The sequence below is a fragment of the Arcicella sp. GW458-12-2-14-TSB2 genome, assembly GCF_059423785.1.
In genome coordinates, this window is sequence record NZ_JBWKYN010000037.1 from 13873 (window position 1) to 35662 (window position 21790).

Genomic DNA, 21790 nt, shown 5'->3' on the forward strand with positions numbered 1-21790 from the left:
TATTTTCAAGGCAAAAGAATTACTGTGAAGACAATACACTTCTCCTCAAAAATTAAAACGAAACAATAAAACTGATTAGACTATCGGAGGATGAAAAAGAGAAGAACTAACGCTTACTGAGTTTTCAGTAAGAAAAGTGTAAATAGATTTTGTAGGAGGATTTACAAAAGCCCAATCTAAAGTAAAAAGTGGCTCCGCATCAAACACTTCTTCCAAGATTTTCTTGATAGACTGTCCTTGTTTTTGTGTTTCTTTGGTAGCATTGTCTTCTGCCACTTTCTGAAGTTTCTTGGCCAAATAGCAATGCCCATTACAATTCAGTTGTGGTTTTAAACGGTTTTCACAAAGGTTCTGGATGATGTAATCTTTCCTTAATTCAAAATCCAAATACACTACAGGTACGAGCAGCGTTTTTACGCTAATCAATACCAACAGCAACAACGCTATGTAGTTTTTGGTGTTCATGGATTTAAAATTTCATGCAATTTACAACCAGAATCAATAGGTTGTACCTCGATATGATTTTAAATGAAATTCAATTTAAAATATTTACTTTTGTGAATATCTAACCACAAAGGTAAATAATCATCAACATGTCAGACTTTCAAACATTTTTCAAACTTGGTTTTCAACACATTACAGACATCAACGGTTACGACCATATTTTGTTTGTAATAGCACTTTGTGCTATTTTTCGACTGAAGGATTTAAAAAAAGTGGCCTTTCTAATAACGGCTTTCACCATTGGGCACTCGCTTACCTTAGCCTTGGCTACCCTTCAACTGATTACTTATAGTACCGATTTGATTGAATTTTTAATTCCTGTCAGTATTTTTCTTACTTGTTTTATCAATTTATTTCATAAATCTGCTGAACGTCCTTCACAAATAGAAAAATCATCTGTACTGCGTTATCCGATGGCGATGCTGTTTGGTTTAATACATGGAATGGGCTTTTCAAATTACCTGAGGAGCTTATTAGGAAAAGAAGAAAGTATCTGGCAACCACTATTATCTTTTAATTTGGGCTTAGAAATCGGGCAACTATTGATTGTATTGCTTTCGTTAATCGTTAGCTCTTTGTTATTAGATATTTTTAGGGTAAAAAAACACGATTGGAACCTCATTCTATCAAGTTTGGTAGCTGGGATAGCGTTAACATTGATATTGAGTACTGAATTTTTGAAAGCTCATTAATAATTACTTTTTCAGGATACTCAATGCCGTACTTTGTGCTTTCATAGCCCAAAGTTGATGCATTTTCCCTGAGAAGTGTAAGCCATCACTGGCAAACATCGAAGCGTCAGTATTTTGTCTGCTGATACTGGTAATATCAATAAAAGCTACTCCTACTTTTTTACATTCCTCCTCTGCTACACTATTAAAAGCATCAATTTCTTTAGCTATTTTACCCCTGTCGGCATTTTGTCCAGCGGGCGAAACACCCCAGTCAGGAATTGAAAGCACCATTACTTTTTGATAATCATTCTTAGCAAAATTGGCACTAATTTTCAACAATTCACGAAATTCAGTACGGTATTGTTCCAAACTTAGTCCACGATATTGGTTATTTACGCCAATTAATAACGAAACCATATCGTATTGTTGCGTAAGGTTTCTTCTGGTAATACCCTGCATTAGCTCTTGGGTAGTCCATCCAGTTTGGGCAATAATATCGTGTGGAGTAATTTGATATTGAGTAGACAATAGATTATTTAAAAGCACTGACCAGCGGTCTTTTTCGGGAACGCTTTGTCCGATAGTGTATGAATCACCTAACGCTAGAAAAGATTTATTGATAGTAGGTACATCCACAATTGGTTGACCACCTGATGTTGGATTCTGAGGAACATACATTTTTTCTTCTGTTGAACTACAAGCCAGCAGTAAAAACACACAAAAGGCTATATACTTTAGCTTATTCATCTGATAATGCTTTATAACTTGATAAATGTATTATGAAGTATTTTGTTTTAACACTTACGTAAATACTTGTGGGAAAGGATTGATAAGTCAAATTTTATCCACTCTTTATTGAATATAGAATATTCTTAGCATCTTGCCGTTTCTAGAAAAACAACACTCAAACGCTTGAATTATGAAATATTACTTGTTATTCTTTACCATCATCTATACTTTCTCTTCTTTAGCACAAAAATCTAATAATGACCCTAATCTTGTCTGCTGGTCACAAAAAAGGCGATTAACTATCGATGATTTTCAAATAAAAATAGCCAACAGTACTAATTCATTTTCTTCAGCTCAATTTAGTTATGATTATAAAATAAGTACTTTTCTGAGCTTGTCAAGAGATTACAAAAGGCAAATTACCAACTGTTTCATCAAGAATGCCTCTTGGATAGATACTACTCACAACAGTGAAATCTCTGTGCGATACCAACAAACATTGTTTGATTTAAGTGAAATCTATATCAGGCAATTCCGTAAGTTTGTTTATGATAACAGAAAGGCATTGGTATTAGGAAAAATAAAAATTGATGACATCAATGCCCAAATTATGAACGACCTAGCCAAAAGAAAAGTAGAATACGGACTCGATACTAGTTATGGTACCATTCCTGATAAGCAAAGGAATTGGGAAATAAAGATTTTTAAAGAAATAGAAGGCCTCAAAGAATTTTCAGCAGAATAATGGTAAGTAGTGATTAGTAAATAGTGATTGGTGAACTGTCTGCCGTCGCGGTAGCATTTCAAATCATTAGTTATCAACTGTTTAGAACATATGAAAACGTTACTTAAATAGTATTGATTACTTATATGAATATGTATCCTAATCTTGTAAACCATATTTTAAAATACGTTTCACTCAACGAAGAAGAAATTCAGATACTACTGAAATACATTAAACCTTTGTCTGTTAGAAAGAAAGTGAATTTATTGACAGAAGGACAAATTTGCAAATCGCTATATTTTGTTGAAAAAGGTTGTATGCGCTTGTTTTTTGTAGATGACAAGGGTGTCGAGCAGATTACTCAATTTGCGATTGAAAATTGGTGGATGACCGACTTCACAAGTTTCAATACTCAAAGTCCTTCGCAATTTTATATTCAGCCAGTCGAAAATTCAGTCCTTTATGTTGTTGAACATCATTTGCGAGAACAACTTTTTCAAGAGCTTCCTCAATTAGAAAGGTATTTTAGGTTGATTATTGAAAAAGCTTATTCAGCATCACAGGTTAGATTTAAGTATCTCTATACTTTTTCTAAAGTAGAAAGCTTCCATCATTTCAGTACCCTTTTCCCAGAATTTATTCAACGTATTCCGCAATATATGCTAGCATCTTACCTTGGCTTTACGCCTGAATACCTGAGTGAAATACGAAAAAACAGGTTGTAAATGTTTTTCTTAAACCAGTTTATCTTTTTTCGGTTTGGGCTTGAATAGCTTTGTTCCATATTTAAAACAACACAAAAATGGACAATAGAATCAATATTTTACAAACTGAACCTGAGGCTTATAAAGCATTATTAGGGATAGACAAGTATTTGCAAAGCACCAGATTAACGAATACACACAAAGAGTTGATTAAAATCAGGGCTTCGCAAATCAATGGCTGTGCTTTCTGTATTAATATGCATACCAAAGATGCCCGAAAATATGGTGAAACAGAACAGCGTATTTATTTACTAAATGCTTGGAAAGAAACTACGTTATTTACCGAAGAAGAAAAAGCAATCCTTGCCCTGACAGAAGAAATAACATTGATTAGCCAGTCGGGCGTTTCGGATGCTACTTATCAAAAAGCTAAAGAATTGTTTGATGAAAATTATCTATCAAATATCATTGTGGCAATTATAGGCATTAATGCTTGGAATAGAGTTGCAGTAACTACCAGACTGCAACCTGCTTAGGATTAAGAGAAAATTAGGTAAAACAAAAATTCCCAAGACTTATTAAGTCTTGGGAATTTTTGTATTTATCTATACAAAGCTAATAGCTGTTTTAAGAGCATTTCAATAGTATCTAAGGGTAAATCTTCATTTGGGTCTAACAGCATGATTTTCATTCTAGACCGTTTTTCAATCATAAGGGCTGGATGTTCTATACTTTTGCCTTCTACAAAACCAATGTAAGGTTGTTTGTATTTTTTATGAATCCAGAGATAACAAAACATTTTCCCTTTATAGCAGAAAAAAGGCATCCCATATTTTATCGTATTGGTAATCTCAGGGTCTTGCGAACAAATAATCTTTTGTAATGCAAGGAAACACGATTTTATAGGTTCAGCCTGTTGAAGATAAAATGCATCAACGGTTTTGATTGAATCATTCATTTTTGTGACACTACAGTGAAAGAGATTGCATTGTAATGGATAGAGAAATATTTTAATCTCAGCTAAAAACTAGCAAGGCTTTTAACTATTTAAATTCTTGCTCAAAACTATCATCCCATTTAAAAGCATTTAGAATCCATCCATTAACGTTTCTAAAATAGGTAAACTTTAATCGTATCGCTGAATGTTCAAATTTTAAGATATAGGTTTCTCTTAATGCAAAATCTTTAATTGTTTCTTCATTTACCTTTACTATTTCTCCAGATTTTCCAAATCTATCTTCTAAGATATTTATATACTTTATCGTTTTTTCTTCTAATGCAATTAATTCATTATCAGGTGCAGGCCAGTAATTCGTTATTTCATCAAAAAAAGCTGGTATTTTATTTTCTTGAAAATATCCAGTAGCCTTTTTGGTTAGATTTCGCACTTCATCTGTATTTTTCAAATACTTAGTCTGAGCATTTGAAATAAAAAAACTACATAGTAAAATCGTGGTCAGGAATAATTTAGCTCTCATTAATTAAGGTTGTTTTTTTATTAAAAGATTTTAAAATTTTAATAGTGTCATTTATGTAAAATTCTAGCTCTCATACTACTCAATAACAGTCAGTTTTTCAAATAGATTTTTAAAGATAGCTAAAGACTCCTCATGTATATCTTCGCAAGTATCAAGCATAAAAGAATAAAATATTCTTCCCTTAAATCTATCATTACTTTCTGGTGAACTATAATAGTTATTTTTGCCAGCTTCGCCATTGTTGGGTATAACACTTGGTTTTTCTAACAATAGTCCAGGATATTCGGGTTCTTTACTTTCCAACCCTAATGTATAAACATGAGCCCCACCTCGGTTGGAATATAACTTAGGGTTTCGTTCTTCATAAGCTATTAAATTATCGTATTTATCCGAGAATGATATTTGCTTTACATTAGCCTTCTTATTGGTAAGTAATAGAGTACTAATAAAATTTTCTAGCTTCTCATTCTCATTTGCCACCTTCATAATAATGGCTATGGTATATCCAACTTTTTTGCCTTTCTTATTAACAATGTCTGGTGGAATCATTATAAATGCACATTGACCTTTATCATAATTTGTTAAGTTTATCACCCATTTAGTATCAACTAATACACTTATTCCCATCGCACGAGAAGTAAAAGTCATTAACTCACCCTTTGTAGCCTCCCAAATATCCTTATCGGTATAGGTCTTATCTTTATCTAATACTTTGATTTTTTTCCTAATAATCTGCCCCAACATCGTTTCAAAATATCCCTCTTTTCCAGTGATAGCTTTTACCTTATCCATCGCAAAAATTGAATGGGAGGGCATATTAGCCATTGTTGTTGTTAAGGCAAATTCTTCCCAAAAAGCAGCTGGCTGTTGTTCTTTAGGTAGCAGTTCTTGCCCTTTATAGAAATTATCAATTGCTAAATCTGTATTATCAGATTGTGCATAATGATACCCCAAAAACCAATAGCCACGAAAACTCTTTGGATGCTGTTCAATGGCTAGATTATAATTTATAACTGCTAATTGATGACTAGCAGAATCTTCTAGATTATAAAGGAAATGAGCAATTTCACCCAATAAAAGGTATAAATCCTCATTCTTTGTACTTATCGCAGAGAAGGTTTTATAATGTTCTTGAAGCGTATTAATAACTTCTTTTTTAGGCTTGTTATGTTTCCATTCAGGACTCCATTGTTCATAAAATGGCAAACCAACTTTAAGGCTGTTAAAAGCATTTACACATTTACTTTCATTACTAATTTTTTGAAGGTCTATGTATTCTAAATTAGCAAAAGTGCTAAAGTTAAAAAAGACTAAGAGTGATAGAACAAATACTTTTTTCATGGTTTAATTAATGGTTCAAATGTTTATAGAATTATTTAAATAATTTTACTAATATCACAAAAGCAACCTAGCTATTTTCTAAATTAATTCAAAACTTTAAAGCCTTCTTTTTTTATTTTAGTGTTAGTTTTAAGTCCGTTATTTTAATCAATTTTTCTAAAACTTTCATAGTATCTATTTATTAAAACCAAATCATCAAACCTTGGAAAAGCCATTAGTTGATAAAAAATATTTACTGGAAAAGTTCCCCGGGAAAGGTGGGTGGACATATACTGTGATTGCAGAAATTCCACCTGATAAAAAAGCTTATTTTGGATGGGTAAAAGTTAAAGGCACTATTGATGATTTTGAAATAAAAAGCTACAATTTGATGCCGATGAAAGATGGGAAATTTTTTTTGCCTGTAAGGGCTGAAATCAGGAAAAAAATAGGTAAACAAGAAGGCGACTGGATTCATGTTACGCTCTTTGCTGATAATGACCCTATTGATGTTCCTAAAGATTTATTACTCTGTTTAGAAGATGAACCCGAAGCACTCAAGAATTTCCTTTCATTTTCTGAAAGCGAACAACAAGGCTATATCGATTGGATTTATGCTGCTAAAAAAGAAGAGACGAAGGTAGAACGTATAGCCGAGACAGTAAATAAAGCATTAAAAAATTTGAAATTGCGGGATTAAATGTCTTAAAAATTGTTATCAATCAAATGATAACTTATCTAAGAACATATTCAATCAATGAAAATTAAAAAAAGAATTTTAGGCATTTCTGGCAGTACTCGTATTAATTCTTCTAATCATAAATTACTACATGCTATTGCTACGATATTTACAGACCAAATTGAGCTGAGTGTATTTGATGGTATCGAAAAAATTCCACATTTCAATCCTGATATTAAGGATGCACACATTGATAATCAAGTTACCATTTTCAGAGAGCTAATCAGCCAAGCAGATGGGGTAATTATTTGTACGCCTGAATATGCTCATGGTATTCCCGGCACCTTAAAAAATGCGATTGACTGGACGGTAGGTTCGGGGGAATTTTCAGGAAAACCAACGCTTTTAATTACTGCCTCCACTGACGGGACGTCTGGTCATAAGGCACTTTTGGAAGTACTTAAAGTCATTGAAGCCAAAAAAATAGACCAATTACAATTGCTAGTACAATATATCAGGTCAAAGATTAACCAAGACGGAGAGATAATTGATAAAGATACTTTATCGGCTATAACAAGATTGGGACAGCAATTAATTATAACAATTGATGAGACAAATGAGGGCAAAGAGTAAACATAAAAATCTTTAAACGACCTTCGCAGAAGGACATTTAAAGATTTTTAGACTGATTTTCTGTATTTATATTTAAAAAACAGAATCACTAATGATAACATCAACGTGATAGCGTTGGCAGCAATTACAGGAACAGCATTTGCACTTATTCCATATACTAGCCAGAATGTTACGCCTAAAGTAAACAAAAGAAACATCGCTAAGGATATATCTTTGGCAGATTTCGTTTTATAAATCTGTATTACTTGTGGCACAAAAGCGATGGTAGTTAAGATACCAGCTAGATAACCTAAAGTTTCCATATTTGTATTGATTATATTTTACTTCTACAACACAAATATAACGGAATTATTATATATTTTGTTCATATACCGTATATTTTATTAGAATAGTACAATATTTCATATTTAAAATTTAGTATTTATATCACTTAACAATGGCTATTTAATAGCCGAGGTTCTAAGGTAGTTTTTATAAGGGTAAAATGTATTTTATCATGGGTTTACGCACGAAAACATTAAATAGCGTTATTCCTAAAACAGCACAGCTAATACCCGCCAATACATCTATGACGTAATGGTGATTTGAATAGACTGCCGAGCCCCAAATACCTAAACAAAACACTACGAAGAAAATAATGAATTTGCCCATCTTTTTCTGAATCGCAAAATACAATACTATCAAAGGATAAGCTGAATGTAATGAGGGCATCGCTGCAAAAACATTGGCATTTTTTTCATAAATACCTTTAAAAATAGGACTACCTACTAACGCATCAAAATACTTTAAGTTACCTACGTTACCCATAATATTGAAGTGTTGGGTAAAGCCATATTCGGCAACATACCAAGGCGGAGCGGCTGGGTAAATATAATAAACACAAAAGCCAATCAGGTTAACAAACAGAAAACAATAGGCAAAACTATACATGATGGTTTTGTCTTTTAAAAAGACATAAATACCAAACAACAATGGCACAGGTACCCAATTGATGTAAAATAGCCCCGATAGTAAATCTAAAAAAGTAGTATGGTATTTAGTAAAATACTCGTTGAGCGTTATTCTAACACCATTATCATTTACCCCAAACAAAAACTTTTCAAGAAGATAGGGCTGTTGAATATGGATAGGATTAATCGTGTAATTGGGAATTATCCTGAGGGAATCATACACTACCCAAAATATTACAAAGGGAAACATAGCTTTCATAAAGCTACGGGTAATACTATTGCAATAGAATAAAAAAAGTAGTAAAAAGTAAAGAACGGAATGTTCTGGACGATAGGCGATTACTTGACCAAACCAGATAAAATAACCAACACTAATTAATAACGTGAGTATAATATTCTTCTGAGTAAACCTTAAAAAACTTTTACTCTCGTCAAGTGCCCAAAAATCAAGGCTTAATTTTTTCATAAATATCTTCTCCAGTAGTCATGTCTTTTCCAAAAACTTCAACGTAAAGTACTTTTGGTCGAAGATTACTCCCTTCTGTTTTCACAAAAACATGATCTAACCTAGCTAGTTTGTGGTTAATTTCTAATTGTGCACAAGGCTTTCTATTCTTGTCGAATCCTACTTTCAGTTTTCTTTTTTTATAAGAAACTACCCAAGCGTCAAAATCATTTTCTCGGGTAGTTTCTTTAGCACTAATTCCATAAGCTAGAAAATTCTGTATCCAAGTAAGCTCCTTTTTTTGCCCTTGCTCCTGATAACGTATCCAATATACGCTGATAGGATTTTCTTTATCAAAATCTCCATTCGGCAATAAATTAGCATCATAAACAATGGTGTTTATATTAGCACTTCGTTGGATGTAGAATAACCTAACAGGCGAATCTGGCACTTTAGGATAATTAATGGGTGAAAAACTTGTTATTAAAGTAAGGATTATACTAGCTATTAAAAGCCTTTGTAATTGTTTATTTTTCATTTTCAGCCAAAGACTTTTTGGTATGTTCAATTCTTTGTAGGGCTGTATAATTTGACAATACTGCCACAATTGACATCGGAATTGTAAAAATTGAGATGGTTTCAAACCAAGGAATATTAGGTTCTAAGCCTTGAATTTTAAAATCATTTCCTATGATGGGTGCTAAAATACCACAAAGCAAAGCAGAGCCACCAATAATAACAATTCTTTCAGGGCGTTGCATCCAGCCAATATCACACTTCACGCCTAGCCCTTCGGCTCTTGAACGTGTATAGCTTACCATCGACGAGCCAATCAATGCTAAAAAAGCAAAGAATGAACTGAATAAATAATGATGAGAAATCAGGTAATAACAAATGCCTAAAAACATGAACATTTCGCTATATCTGTCTAATACAGAATCGTAGAAAGCACCAAATTTACTAGACATATTGCCTACACGTGCCAGCCTTCCATCAATCATATCAAACACCCCAGCAAACAAAATCATTGCTCCGCCCCAACCTATATAACTAAAGTCTCCCCTAAATGTAGCCTCAGCAGCATAGATAAAAATACCTGCGGCTAACACATTAAGGATTAGTCCAATCGTTGTAATGACGTTTGGCGTTATTTTTAGCACAATTAATAATTTAATAAAGGGATTGATAATTTGATAAATTACTTGTTGTCCCACAGATTTTAATGTATACATAGCTTTAAGAGATTATTTGGAGTATTAAAAATCAAATTTAAATCTACCACGAATTCCGTATTCAGATACATTAGGATGATCCAAATACGAAAGTCGTTTTACCAAGTCTATCCTAAATACTTTAAAAATATTAGATACACCAACGCTAGCTTCCATATAAGGCCCGTTTGCTAATGAGTTAGTTAAGACTGTACCATCAGCCGCTTCTGGGAAACGATACAAACTTAAATTGTTCTCAGGCAAATTTTTAGCACTTATTCCTCCCCAAAGCCCCTTGAAAGTAATCACTTCTCTAAGCTTTAGTTTTTTAATAAGAGGTAATTTATTAAAAATAAATCCATTGAAATAATGGTCTACAAATAGAGCCGCATATTTATCTGAGGCAAACTCTAAGAAGTTCATCAAGTTATATGACTCTAACTGATATGAATAAGATTGGTTAGCACGGTGAATTATCAATAACGGATAAGGCACTGTTCCAAAAATCTTTCCTCCTTCAGCCGTAATATCGGTATAACCAATGGGCGATATAAAGAAACGCTTGTTGGCTCTGAAAGTAAGGTTATGATAATTATAATCTCCTTTCAAGAAATTGGCAATGCCTAAACTATAGCGTAATTGGAAAATCGGATACTTGTTGATAATCGGAATTCTATAGTTTTTACCTTGATAGAATTGCTCATTCGGAGCAAACTTTAAGTTGACCGATACTTCAGAACTTGTTAAATCCTTTTCATTATAAGGCTTAACATCAGGTGAAGGATTAGCACTGGCATATCTTTCAAATGTCAATGAACCTGCTGCTTCTTGCGTAAGATTTTTATACCCTAATTCGTAACTAATGCCACTTCTTGACTCATGACGATAGTCTAAACGGAAAATTTTGTTGTATGTCATCTTATCGTTTATCCCTCTTTTGAAAGATAACAAAACGTTATCTTCCTGAATAAACTGTAATTCCTGTCCCGGAATTCTGACTTCATCTTGATAAGAAACTCGTAGATAATTATTCGGAAACTCATAGATTGAATTATTACCTAAGTTATAAGTAACCCCAAGATAACCTTTCCAACGTTCGTCTTTAAAACCATACGCTGCATAGGTTTCTAAATACAATTTCGGATTCAATTTTGCCATCGTTCTACCCCCAAAACGCAGTCGGAATCCTTCCACTGGGTTAAAACTATAAAATGCATTGGCAGGACCAATCTCAAAATCACCAAAATCTTTGTATCCAAACAAAACCAATCCAGCGATAGTCATAAACCGCTTAAAAGAAGGTACTTGCTGAATACTATCAGCCATTTGGTAAATCCCTTTTTCAACACTGCTTAGTCCTTGATGACGAGCAGACGCCCAAAAATCATCACTTTTATCCAAAGCCATATCCATTAATACATTCTTTTGAATAGGCTTAAAGATACTGTTCTCGATAGGTTTATTCAGTACATAGTTTTGATAAGAAACCGACCGTTTTCCTAAAATTCCTCTTTTATTTTCTTTTTTACTAAAACCAAAGTCGATTGAAATTTCATCTTTAGCAAGCATCAGCTTGTTATCCTCCACAGGAACAAATTCTTGATCCACCAAAAGTTCGTTTACAAAATTAAGATTGATGCTTCTTGGCACACCTAATTTTACTTTTCTAACAGAGAAATTAGAATCTAACGAAATATACATATTCCCAACAAAAGCGAAGTCTGAAGGGTTACGTGGAGAAAATCCTAAATTAACACACTTCATGTTTTGGAATTGAAGTGTATCTAAAATAACAAATCTGTAAAAAGTAGGCGATAAATTAGAAATCGGACTGATAAATTGGTTTGTCAGTAAGCTAATATTACTATCATAAATATTAATATCTTCATACAAACGATTGATATATGAGGCGATACCATTGTTATCAATGTATTGGTCTAACCCAATTTTTTTCTCGCCTTTGATATATACCTTCTCATCCTTCGGATTTTTCCTAAAATACACATCGGCTACAGTCTCTTTTAAATAAAGCGGTAATGAAACATTACCAGTCGTTTTTGAAGTATCAAGATTATCGAAGATAAATTGAAAATTTTTGAACATTTTCTTCTTCTTATAATCTTCATCAATATTGTTTAGGTTTAATTGTACCTTTTCGTATTTCTCGTATTGATAATAGTCTAATCCCTCCTTACGGTTTTCATCGCGGTGAGCAATTACCTTTCTGATTAAAATTACTGCTGGATTATCTTTATTACGGTACTTTTCTTTTTTAGCCTTTACAGTTACTTCTGTTAAGTTTTGCGACTGAGGAATTAATTTAATAGAGATTGTTTGACTTATATCTCTTTTAAAAGTCTTCACTTCAGTTTTATAGCCAATAGATGAAAATTGGATTTTTGTAGCTTGCCCATCTTGAATATCCATAGTATAGTTACCATTGATATCTGTCTGAATGCCTTGCTTTGTACCTTGTACAATGATATTCACAAAGGGAATAGCCTCATTGGTTTTGCTATCAATGATTTTCCCTTTTACTTTCGTTTGTTGTTGTCCGAATACAGACGATATTGAAGCGATGCTCAAAAATAAATAGCATACTGTTCGTAAAGTAATATTACTATTAAAGTGGTTTGCTATTATATTATTAAATAGATATTTTTTCATGATTTTTTGCATTAAACACGAACAATCTGTTCAATCCATAACTATAGACTACGAATACGAACGTCCCGACTAATGCCCTTATGATTAGATAATCTGCTGTTATAATTTTACTGAGGCCTAAAACACCAAGGGTGTTCATTACTGAACTTCCCATCGAAACAAGTATATATTTCATTAATTGCCATTGGCTCTTTTCAGTTTTTGAATCTTGAAATACCCATAGCCTAGACAAAACAAAACCAATGATTCCACCAGCAACATTTCCTGCAATTGTAGACCATGCATAAGAAAAACTTAGGTAGTGAAGCACTAAATAAGAAGTACCAAAATCTACAAAGGTTGCAAGACCTGAAACTGGAACAAAACGGAATAAAGGTTTGAAAAAATTAGACATCGCTCACAGGAAAAAGATGATTACTTGTAAACATCCATTTGCCCAAATTCCTGCCATTACATCATCAAGCATTACACCCCAACCATTACCATATTTTTCAAAACTTCTAATATTGAATGGTTTATATATATCAAAGAATCTGAATAAGATAAATGCTATCAGTAGATTTTGCCATGAAAATGGGATGAAGCATAAACTTAGACACATTCCAGCCACTTCGTCGATTACTATTTTAGAAGCATCTTCGCCCCAGTGTGTTTCCATGATGGCAGACGACCATCTGCCTACGAATGTAAATACTACTGTTAATACAATTAAGGTTAGATGGTAATAAAAAGTATCGTTTACCAAACGAAAAACTCCTGCTACAATAGCACAAGCTAGCAATGCTCCGAAAGTTCCCGAACCTTTTGGGATAAATCCTAATCCGAGTCCGGAAGCAAAGATTTTATGAAAATTCAACATAATAGAAAAATGGCTCTTGAAATTTTACATGAGCAAGAGCCATTTCTTTTATTGGGTAACTAATTAGAGTTCTACTTCTGCATCAACATCTTGATAATAGTCCATACCAAGATTAGTGATTAGTTCTTCGCCCATTAAATAGCGAAGTGTATTTTCTAATTTTTCCAATTGTTTGAAAATATCATGAATTGGCTCTAATTCTGGTAATGTTTGCGGAGCTTTCCAGTAGAATGATAGCCATTCTTGAACGCCTGATAAGTTTGCTCTTTGAGCAAGGTCTAGAAATATTGCTAAATCAAGTACAATTGGTGCTGCCAAGATAGAGTCACGGCAAAGGAAATTGATTTTGATTTGCATTTGGTAACCTAACCATCCAAAGATATCGATGTTATCCCAACCTTCTTTGTTATCACCTAGTGGTGGATAATATTCAATTCTTACTTTATGGTGAATATCACCGTACAATTCTGGATTGATATTAGCATCCAAAATACCGTCTAATACGTTTCCTTTAGATACTTCTTTCGTTTTGAAGTTTTCAGGAGCATCCAATACCAAACCATCTCTGTTTCCTAAGATGTTGGTTGAGAACCAACCTCTAACACCCAAAGCACGAGCTCTAAGACCTGGCGCAACGATGGTTTTCATCAATGTCTGACCAGTTTTGAAATCTTTACCTGCTATTGGTGTTCCAGTAATTCTTGCTAGTTCTTCTAAAGCAGGGATATCTAAACATAAGTTAGGAGCACCCATAGCAAAAGGAACATTTGATTTCAAGGCTGCATAAGCATACATCATTGAAGGAGCGATGTCTGGGTCGTTGTTTAAAAGACCAGCCTCAAAGTTTTCTAAAGATGCGTGAACTTCTTTAGCTTCATGATAAATTTCAGTAGAACCACACCATACCATTACTAAACGTTCGCAGTCATTAGCAATTTTGAAGTTGTCAATGTCTTCAAGCAACGCTTCAACCAATTCTTGTTTAGTTGCGCCAGTTTTTACGTTTTCGCCGTCAAGGTTTTTCACATAACGTTTATCAAAAACGGCTTTCATTGGTTTAATCACTTCAAGCTCATCTTTCACTTGTTCGATTAATCCCCTTTCCAGTACTCCGGCATTCACAGCAGCATCATACATGCTGTCGGCATATACATCCCATCCACCAAATACCAAATCATTTAAATTAGCTAAAGGCACAAAATCTTTGATTTTTGGATTTCTATTCTCTGTGCGTTTTCCAAGGCGGATATTAGCAGTTTGAGTAAGAGAGCCTGTAGGTTGAGCGATGCCCTTGCGGCTTGCAAGAACGCCTGCAACAAATGTAGTTGCAACGGCACCCATACCTGGCATTAAAATTCCCAATTTACCTGTGGCTGGTTGTACAATGATGTCTTTCATACGATTAAAATTTTAAAAATGCGACGAAGAAAATTCAAAAAACGGACATATTGGTATACTCGGTTTCTTCGAATTATACATACAGCATTATCTGTATATGATTTAAAAAAAGTATTTAGATTAATTATTACTCTAATAAAATAAACTATGGAAACTTTTAAAAGGTTCAAAGTTTTCATCCTTAGATTTAATATTTTTTACCCCTAAAAACGGTCTATTAAAACAAGGAATAGTACAAAAAAATATTTTACGAAACTTTTACGAAACAAGTGTATCTTATTTAGAGTCTAAAAAAAATGACTTATGTTAATAATTTAATGAAAAGAAAATTTTACAGCTTTTTATTTCATTTAAGTATCATTAAGCTGGTTAATAATAATACTAATTAAACCTTATTATCAGTTATTAGATGTAAAGACATACCTTATAGTATACTAAAAAAACTATGCCATAGGTAATTAGACTAATAAACAATAATAAGGTTTAATTAAAAAAATAAATTAATCAACAAATTGTACAGCGGGTACGTCTTTATTGGATTTCATTCTAAATTTAGTCCAACTCTCTTTTAGTCTATCTACTAAGTAATAAACCATTGGTACTAAGTACACTGTAAGTAACATTGAGCTAGTTAAACCACCTATCAACACCCATGCTAACGAGTTTTTCCATTCGGCACCAGCACCACTTGCCGTAGCAATAGGAATCATACCAATTACCATGGCAATGGTAGTCATTAAGATAGGACGCAAACGCTCTTCTCCTGCATATAATATCGCTTTGCGGAAGGGTACGCCTTCTGCTTTTTGCTGATTAGCAAAGTCAACAATCAAGATAGCGTTCTTTACTACTAACCCCATCAACATCAACATACCAAGCATTGCAAAAATCCCAATATTTGAACTTGAAAGTGCTAAGGCAAGTAATGCTCCAATGACTGCCACCGGTATAGAAAGCAATACTACTAAAGGATAAATAAAGCTGTCGTATAACAAAACCATGATGAAATACACCAAAACTAACGCCGCTAACATGGCCAATCCTAATGAGCCAAAGCCTTCGTCTTGGTTTTTAGCATCTCCTCCCCATGTAAGCGTTACATTACTTGGCAACGGATTTTTGACTAAATCTGCTTTAATGGCGGCAATCAATGTTCCTGAACCAAGCCCCAACGTATTGGCTGTTACGGTAACCGATGAACGTCTGTTCTTTCTTTCTAAAATAGAAGGCCCAGTGCTTAAAGAAACATTAGCAAATTCGGCTAAACGAACAGGGCGAGCTGCTATAGGACTGTAAAAATTAATATTTTTTACATCTTCTGGGTTCTTACGGTCGAAGGCGTCCAACATAATTCTAATGTCATAGTCTTCTGAACCATCTTTAAATTGCGAATCGTCGTTACCAGCAAAAGCATTCTGTAAAGTAGCACCCACTGTTTGGATGTTTAGTCCCAGTTTCGCCATTTTCTCACGGTCTACATTTACCTGTACTTCTGGGTTTCCATCATCTACAGAAATATTTATATCGTTGGCTCCAGGAGTGGTTCTTAATCGATTACTCAAATCTTTCGCAGCTACCAACAATTGGTCTAAATGTTCCCCTCCTAAAAATATTTCAATAGGTGCTGACCCTGAGTTAACCATCCCAATGATTGAAGAATTAAATTCTACCCCTGCAAATTTCTGACCTAATTCCTTACGTAAATCAATCATAAAATCTTCCGTAGCTTGGTGCTTCTCGCGTTCTTCAACAGGTTTTAATTCAACTGTCAATTCGCTTCGGTTAGTTTCACCTTGACCCGTACTATTCAAGCCTGTACTTGCACCACCAATGTTCGAGAATATCGTTTTAACAGCGGGATTCTTATGCAAATACGTCTCTACTTCTCTTACTTTCAGGTTGTTTTGTTGTAACGAAGCACTTTTATCAAGTTTCATCGTCAACAAAAACTTACCTTGGTCGCCCTGAGCCACGAACTCTTGACCAATAATGCCAAGGGACATCACCCACCCTGTTGCCACAAAAAGTGACACTAAAATGGCGGTAAAGGCTATTTTGTGTGAAAGCACCCATTCTAAACTACTATGATACCATTTTATCAGGGCTGTTAATCCACTTTCAAACCACAATAAAAAAGCTTGGAAAGGATTCTTAGGATTTAGGTGTTCTAGTCTTGCTAAACGGGAGGTCATCCAAGGAGTAAGGGTAAAACTTACTAATAAACTGACCATCGTAGCAAAGGCAACTGTCAATGAAAACTGGCGAAGTAAATCAGCAATTACTGAGTTCACAAACGTAATTGGTACGAAAACTACCACAATTACAAGCGTAATAGCTACAGCGGCAAACCCGATTTCGCTCATCCCATCAAGGGTGGCATCCCAACGATTTTTGCCCATTTCTAAGTGTCTTTGAATATTTTCTAAGACCACGATAGAGTCATCCACCAAAATACCAATTACCAATGAAAGGGCCAACAATGTCATCAAGTTCAGTGAATAGCCCATTAGATACATAAACAAAAAAGCAGAAATCAACGAAGCAGGCACTGAGACCATTACGATAAAAGCATTACGGAAACTATGCAAAAACAAAAGCATTACTACAGCCACCAAGATAACAGCCAGAAATAAATCGTGCGTTACAGCTTCTACAGACGCTAGGGTAAAAATACTGCTATCGTAAGCGATGGCAAATTTTACTTTATCACTAGCATTTGCCTTTTCAATAGCGGCTAGTTTTTCCTGAACTAATCGGCTAATTTCTACAGCATTGGCATCAGATTGTTTCTTGATAAATAGACCAATCCCATCAGTACCGTTATAACGGCTAATACTTTCTATTTCACCTAACCCATCTGTAATATTGGCAACGTCTGCTACACGAATCGGACTTCCATTAGGTGGAGTAGCAATGACTAAATTTCTGATTTCGTCTAGTGAAGTAAATTTACCAGCCAAACGCAAAGTCATGTTTTCAGCTTTACTCTTCACTTTACCAGTCGGGAAATCTAAATTAGCTTGGTCAATCGCTTGGGTTACCTGAAGCAATGATAAGCCATAATAATTCAATTTATCATCATCTACGTTTACACGAATCTCACGTTTCTCTCCTCCTACCATCGTGATTTCGGCAACACCTTGTATTTGCTGAAGAACAGGTAGATATTTGTCTTCCACTTGCTGATAAAAAACTGAATTCGGTAAGCTTGAGGTAGCCAACAACTGCATAATTGGCTGGTCGCTCGGTGATATTTTTGAAAGAGATGGTGTTTTAGCATCCTCTGGTAAATCACTAACTATATTATTCACATCTCTTTGTGCATCTTCCATCGCCTTATCCATATCGGTTCCAGCTTTGAATTGTACAATAACGATAGAGGCACTTTCTAAAGATTTTGAGGTAACGATATCTATATTATCAAGGCCAGAAATAGCATCTTCAATCTTTTTGCTCACTTCCGATTCCACCTCCGTAGGTGCTGCCCCTGGATAGATGGTTGTAATCGTTAATGTTCCAATTGAAAACTCTGGCAATAATACATAACTCAACTTATTATACGATACTACCCCTCCTAATACTAACACAGCAAATAGTACTATAATAACAGAAGGGCGTTTTATGATGGTTTCTACGAATTTCATTAGCTTAATTGTTAGATTTATTGAGCCACTACAGGCGTACCATTTTGTAAGTTAATTTGTCCACTTACAATTACTTGGTCACCTTCTTTTATTCCTTTAGTAATCTCGTAATATTCATTGTTTGTCACACCGATTGTTACGTCTTTCAACACAGCCTTTCCGTTTTCAATAATGTAAACCTGTGCTTTTTTAGTAGAACCAACAATTGCCTGACGGGGTACTGCTAACGTTTGTGCTTTCAATTGGTTTTCATTCACAATTGAACCATACATACCCGCTTTCAAAGGATTGTTATTACCATTTTGAACGATGATTTCGACAGGATAATTATGAGCGGCATCGCCTTCAACACCTACCATATTTACCTTACCCTTGAAGTATACGTTAGGGTATACTTGCGTTTCGATAGAGATTGATTGACCAACTCTGAATTGATTAATTGATTTTTCAGGAATACTTACTACTAATTTTAAAGAAGATATATCTGTGATTTTAGCAATAGGTGCACCCATCGATACTACTGAACCCTTCTCAATCATTTTTGAAGTAACAATCCCTGAAAAAGGAGTTGTAATCACGGTATTCTCTAATTGTTTCTTCAATTGCTTGATTTGCGCTTGCGTTCCTCTGATACTCAATTGAGTTCTTTCTAAGTTCACTGCTGGTACTGCATCACCTTTTACTAATACTTCATAACGTTTTAAATCATTCTGATAGCCTTCTAGGGTTACCTGCAATGCTTCAATTTGAAAACGTATTTGTTCGTCATCCAATTTAGCAATCAATTGTCCAGCTCTTACGCCTTGACCTTCATTGATAGGCAATTGAATCACTTCTCCACCTGCCAAAGGCTTAATTTCAATTTCACGATTAGGCGTAAAAGAACCTAAAAACTCACTTTCTTGAGATAAATTTCTTAGCGCTGCTACTGACGTAGTGACACCAACCTTTAGGTTTACATCAGGCTGATACACTTTCTTTTCTACTTTTTCTTTGTTAGAAGATAATTTCCATGCCGTTAGGCCAAGGGTGGCAATAAGGGCGAAGATGATAGTAAGACGTTTCATTGTTTGATATGTTGATTTTTTATAAATGAATATTATTGTTTAGGAATAATTGTACCCGAGGCTTTTTTCCAATTCAAATCAGCAGAACGCAGATTAACTAGGGTGGTTAAGTAATTATTCTGAGCTTCTTGCACGGCATTTTCCGCTTGAATTACTTCAGTTAACGCCGTAGTTCCTTCTTTAAACTGTAATTGTGTTTGTGTATAAACCTTTTCTGCTAATGCTACTTGTTCTCTGCTAGCAACAATGTTTCTTTGTTCTACATAAAACTTGGTACGTGCATTGGCAATATCCATCGAGATACTCTCTCTGGTTTGTTCTGATTGAATAGATATTTTTTGATTCTCAATCTTTTGCTGAACAAGTTTAGATTTTCTGGCAGAGCCATCATAGATATTCCAGTTTAGTTGCAAGCCAACCCAATACCCCGGTACATTTTTCAGCACACTATTATCACCATCTTTTCCGAAAAAAGTAGAGTTAGCCACACCATAAGCTGAAAGTGTCGGCAAGAAACCTGCTTTCGTATTCAACGTACTTTGTTCATTCAAAGCTTTTTGGCGTTCTAAAATCAACAGATCCGTTCTGTTCATAGCATCGTTGGCTATTAATGTTGGTACTGCAGCATTTTGGTCGATGTCGATTTTTACACTTAGGTTCTCTGATTGAGAAGTCCCTGTCAGATATTTCAAAGCATTGATTAATTCTTGATATGAACCTTGAAGAGATTCCAATTGTGTTTGAGACTGTGTTCTACTAATTCTCAGTCTATCTACATCAATACCTTGCGATAATTTATTTTGGTATAGTAAATCTGTCACCTGAATTAATCTATCGAGCGAGGTAATATTGCTTTTCAAGAAAGCCATCTGTTGAGCAATAGTCTGTAGATTATAATAAGTAGTAGAAACGCTATAGGCTACTTCTTCTTTGGTTTTTAGGGTTTGTAAACCCGCCAAGTCAACACTTAGCTTGGCAGCCTTTAAACCTATGTTGATGGAAGGGCTATACAAGGCTTGCGAAACCTGTACTGATGTTGATAAATTATAAGGTAAGCCCAAGGCCAACACTTGGTAGCTTCCTTCAGGTCCACCAAATGTTGAAGCAGGGACTACTTGTCCGGGGATTTTCAAATAACGTTTATAGTCGCCTGTCAAATTTACTTGCGGTCTTGCTTTAGCTTTTACTTCACTAATCTGCGCATCTGTTTGTTGTTCGTTTAACCTCGATAATTGTACTTGCTGATTGTTCTTTAAAGCTTGGTCTACTAGTTGGTCGAGCGTAAGTTCTTGTGCCTTCGTTACTGATGCTACTAACATCATTATAAAAACGAAAGACCATCTTGAATGTATCATGAGTGGAATAATTTAATCGTTTAGTTTATTCTTTTGATTTATTTATATGATTTAATCATTTGATTAAAATATAGGTAAAAAAATTAGCCCTATTTTTCAGAGCTAAATAAATATTGGGTAATCATTTCCTTGACTAATACTTTATGTTTTTCAGCAAATACATCAAATTCTTCATCATTCATGTTCCAAATCTTGCAGGTCATTACCTTTCCTTGGAATATAAATTGAACATTTGATTTCATCAAAAGCAATATGTGCTGAATATCTATTTTCTTAATTGCCTCGGCTTTGATAGAATCATTCAGTTGTTGAGCAAAAATGGAATGAAATATTATTTTATCAAAAGAGACGGCACTAAAAAAACGGTCAGGATTTCGATGTAGTTCGTGAATAACAAAATTTGATAAATCGGGATTCCTTTTAAACATTTCAAAATCATGATCAATAATTTCCGAGATTTTTTCTTTCAAAGGAATAGGCTTATTAAATATCTCGATAATCCCATCAAAAAACAATTGAAGCATTTCCTGAAACACGCTAGCAAACAGTTTTTCCTTACTTCTGAAATAATAGTTCATCAAAGCACTGTTTACTCCGGCTTCTTTGGCTATGTCTCGAGTAGTAGTTCCATCAAACCCTTTTTCTAAAAAAACTTTAATAGCAGCTTCTTTAATTTTATCTTCCGCTGATTTTGTTAGGCACTTCATAATTCAATTGATTAATAAGACAAAGGTATACAACAAAATAAC

23 protein-coding genes are annotated in these 21790 nt (G+C 34.3%); 6 read left to right on the forward strand and 17 right to left on the reverse strand.

Annotated features, from left to right (window positions below):
* Positions 1 to 75: 75 nt before the first annotated feature.
* Positions 76 to 465, reverse strand: a complete 390-nt coding sequence (locus AC07XN_RS07580) for a hypothetical protein (protein WP_494742598.1) — start codon at positions 463 to 465, stop codon at positions 76 to 78.
* A 128-nt stretch (positions 466 to 593) separates the two neighbouring features.
* Between AC07XN_RS07580 and AC07XN_RS07585 the strand changes: the two genes are divergently transcribed.
* A complete protein-coding gene (locus tag AC07XN_RS07585; RefSeq protein WP_309912351.1) occupies positions 594 to 1196 on the forward strand; it encodes a HupE/UreJ family protein in 603 nt (200 codons plus the stop codon).
* Between the two features lie 3 nt (positions 1197 to 1199).
* On the opposite strand, the gene AC07XN_RS07590 is transcribed toward AC07XN_RS07585, so the two are convergent.
* The gene (locus tag AC07XN_RS07590) at positions 1200 to 1925 is read right to left on the reverse strand and encodes an SGNH/GDSL hydrolase family protein (RefSeq protein WP_494742599.1); all 726 of its coding nucleotides are present in this window, start codon (positions 1923 to 1925) and stop codon (positions 1200 to 1202) included.
* Between the two features lie 172 nt (positions 1926 to 2097).
* Between AC07XN_RS07590 and AC07XN_RS07595 the strand changes: the two genes are divergently transcribed.
* From AC07XN_RS07595 to AC07XN_RS07605, 3 genes are all read left to right on the forward strand, one after another.
* A complete protein-coding gene (locus AC07XN_RS07595; RefSeq protein ID WP_309912355.1) occupies positions 2098 to 2652 on the forward strand; it encodes a hypothetical protein in 555 nt (184 codons plus the stop codon).
* A 131-nt stretch (positions 2653 to 2783) separates the two neighbouring features.
* A complete protein-coding gene (locus AC07XN_RS07600; RefSeq protein ID WP_494742600.1) occupies positions 2784 to 3356 on the forward strand; it encodes a Crp/Fnr family transcriptional regulator in 573 nt (190 codons plus the stop codon).
* A 77-nt stretch (positions 3357 to 3433) separates the two neighbouring features.
* Entirely contained in the window at positions 3434 to 3871 is a 438-nt protein-coding gene (locus AC07XN_RS07605) for a carboxymuconolactone decarboxylase family protein (protein WP_494742601.1), read from the forward strand.
* 65 nt (positions 3872 to 3936) lie between these two features.
* Here the strand turns inward: AC07XN_RS07605 and AC07XN_RS07610 are convergent, their stop codons facing one another.
* The 3 genes from AC07XN_RS07610 to AC07XN_RS07620 form a co-directional block, all read right to left on the reverse strand.
* Positions 3937 to 4293 (reverse strand): DUF1801 domain-containing protein, encoded by a 357-nt coding sequence (locus AC07XN_RS07610; protein WP_494742602.1) that lies wholly within the window; start codon positions 4291 to 4293, stop codon positions 3937 to 3939.
* 85 nt (positions 4294 to 4378) lie between these two features.
* Positions 4379 to 4813: a hypothetical protein gene (locus tag AC07XN_RS07615; protein ID WP_494742603.1), complete on the reverse strand. Its 435-nt coding sequence runs from the start codon at positions 4811 to 4813 to the stop codon at positions 4379 to 4381.
* Between the two features lie 75 nt (positions 4814 to 4888).
* Positions 4889 to 6154 (reverse strand): tetratricopeptide repeat protein, encoded by a 1266-nt coding sequence (locus tag AC07XN_RS07620; protein ID WP_494742604.1) that lies wholly within the window; start codon positions 6152 to 6154, stop codon positions 4889 to 4891.
* A 202-nt stretch (positions 6155 to 6356) separates the two neighbouring features.
* On the opposite strand from AC07XN_RS07620, the gene AC07XN_RS07625 reads away from it, so the two are divergent.
* Positions 6357 to 6833, forward strand: coding sequence for a DUF1905 domain-containing protein (locus tag AC07XN_RS07625; RefSeq protein WP_494742605.1), 477 nt, complete (start codon positions 6357 to 6359; stop codon positions 6831 to 6833).
* A 57-nt stretch (positions 6834 to 6890) separates the two neighbouring features.
* A complete protein-coding gene (locus AC07XN_RS07630; RefSeq protein ID WP_494742606.1) occupies positions 6891 to 7445 on the forward strand; it encodes an NADPH-dependent FMN reductase in 555 nt (184 codons plus the stop codon).
* A gap of 47 nt (positions 7446 to 7492) precedes the next feature.
* Here the strand turns inward: AC07XN_RS07630 and AC07XN_RS07635 are convergent, their stop codons facing one another.
* From AC07XN_RS07635 to AC07XN_RS07690, 12 genes are all read right to left on the reverse strand, one after another.
* The gene (locus AC07XN_RS07635; protein ID WP_309912364.1) at positions 7493 to 7747 is read right to left on the reverse strand and encodes a SemiSWEET transporter; all 255 of its coding nucleotides are present in this window, start codon (positions 7745 to 7747) and stop codon (positions 7493 to 7495) included.
* A gap of 169 nt (positions 7748 to 7916) precedes the next feature.
* Entirely contained in the window at positions 7917 to 8861 is a 945-nt protein-coding gene (locus AC07XN_RS07640; RefSeq protein ID WP_494742607.1) for a phosphatase PAP2 family protein, read from the reverse strand.
* On the reverse strand, positions 8842 to 9378 hold the full coding sequence (locus tag AC07XN_RS07645) for a DUF4833 domain-containing protein (protein WP_494742608.1): 537 nt from the start codon (positions 9376 to 9378) through the stop codon (positions 8842 to 8844). The genes AC07XN_RS07640 and AC07XN_RS07645 overlap by 20 nt, the downstream gene beginning before the upstream one ends.
* Positions 9368 to 10072, reverse strand: coding sequence for a CDP-alcohol phosphatidyltransferase family protein (locus AC07XN_RS07650; protein WP_309912370.1), 705 nt, complete (start codon positions 10070 to 10072; stop codon positions 9368 to 9370). Before AC07XN_RS07650 ends, AC07XN_RS07645 begins: the two co-directional genes overlap by 11 nt.
* A gap of 24 nt (positions 10073 to 10096) precedes the next feature.
* Positions 10097 to 12718: a DUF5686 and carboxypeptidase-like regulatory domain-containing protein gene (locus AC07XN_RS07655; RefSeq protein WP_309912372.1), complete on the reverse strand. Its 2622-nt coding sequence runs from the start codon at positions 12716 to 12718 to the stop codon at positions 10097 to 10099.
* Positions 12699 to 13112 carry a GtrA family protein gene (locus AC07XN_RS07660; RefSeq protein WP_309912375.1) on the reverse strand — a complete coding sequence of 138 codons (414 nt, stop codon included), beginning with the start codon at positions 13110 to 13112 and terminating at the stop codon, positions 12699 to 12701. Before AC07XN_RS07660 ends, AC07XN_RS07655 begins: the two co-directional genes overlap by 20 nt.
* A 3-nt stretch (positions 13113 to 13115) precedes the next feature.
* On the reverse strand, positions 13116 to 13577 hold the full coding sequence (locus AC07XN_RS07665) for a phosphatidylglycerophosphatase A family protein (RefSeq protein WP_309912377.1): 462 nt from the start codon (positions 13575 to 13577) through the stop codon (positions 13116 to 13118).
* A 63-nt stretch (positions 13578 to 13640) separates the two neighbouring features.
* Positions 13641 to 14975 carry an inositol-3-phosphate synthase gene (locus AC07XN_RS07670; protein ID WP_309912379.1) on the reverse strand — a complete coding sequence of 445 codons (1335 nt, stop codon included), beginning with the start codon at positions 14973 to 14975 and terminating at the stop codon, positions 13641 to 13643.
* 500 nt (positions 14976 to 15475) lie between these two features.
* A complete protein-coding gene (locus AC07XN_RS07675; protein ID WP_309912381.1) occupies positions 15476 to 18619 on the reverse strand; it encodes an efflux RND transporter permease subunit in 3144 nt (1047 codons plus the stop codon).
* Positions 18620 to 18636: 17 nt separating this feature from the next.
* The gene (locus AC07XN_RS07680; protein ID WP_309912383.1) at positions 18637 to 19686 is read right to left on the reverse strand and encodes an efflux RND transporter periplasmic adaptor subunit; all 1050 of its coding nucleotides are present in this window, start codon (positions 19684 to 19686) and stop codon (positions 18637 to 18639) included.
* 32 nt (positions 19687 to 19718) lie between these two features.
* Positions 19719 to 21041, reverse strand: a complete 1323-nt coding sequence (locus AC07XN_RS07685) for a TolC family protein (protein WP_494742609.1) — start codon at positions 21039 to 21041, stop codon at positions 19719 to 19721.
* Positions 21042 to 21130: 89 nt separating this feature from the next.
* Positions 21131 to 21748 (reverse strand): TetR/AcrR family transcriptional regulator, encoded by a 618-nt coding sequence (locus AC07XN_RS07690; protein ID WP_309912387.1) that lies wholly within the window; start codon positions 21746 to 21748, stop codon positions 21131 to 21133.
* Positions 21749 to 21790 lie beyond the last annotated feature (42 nt).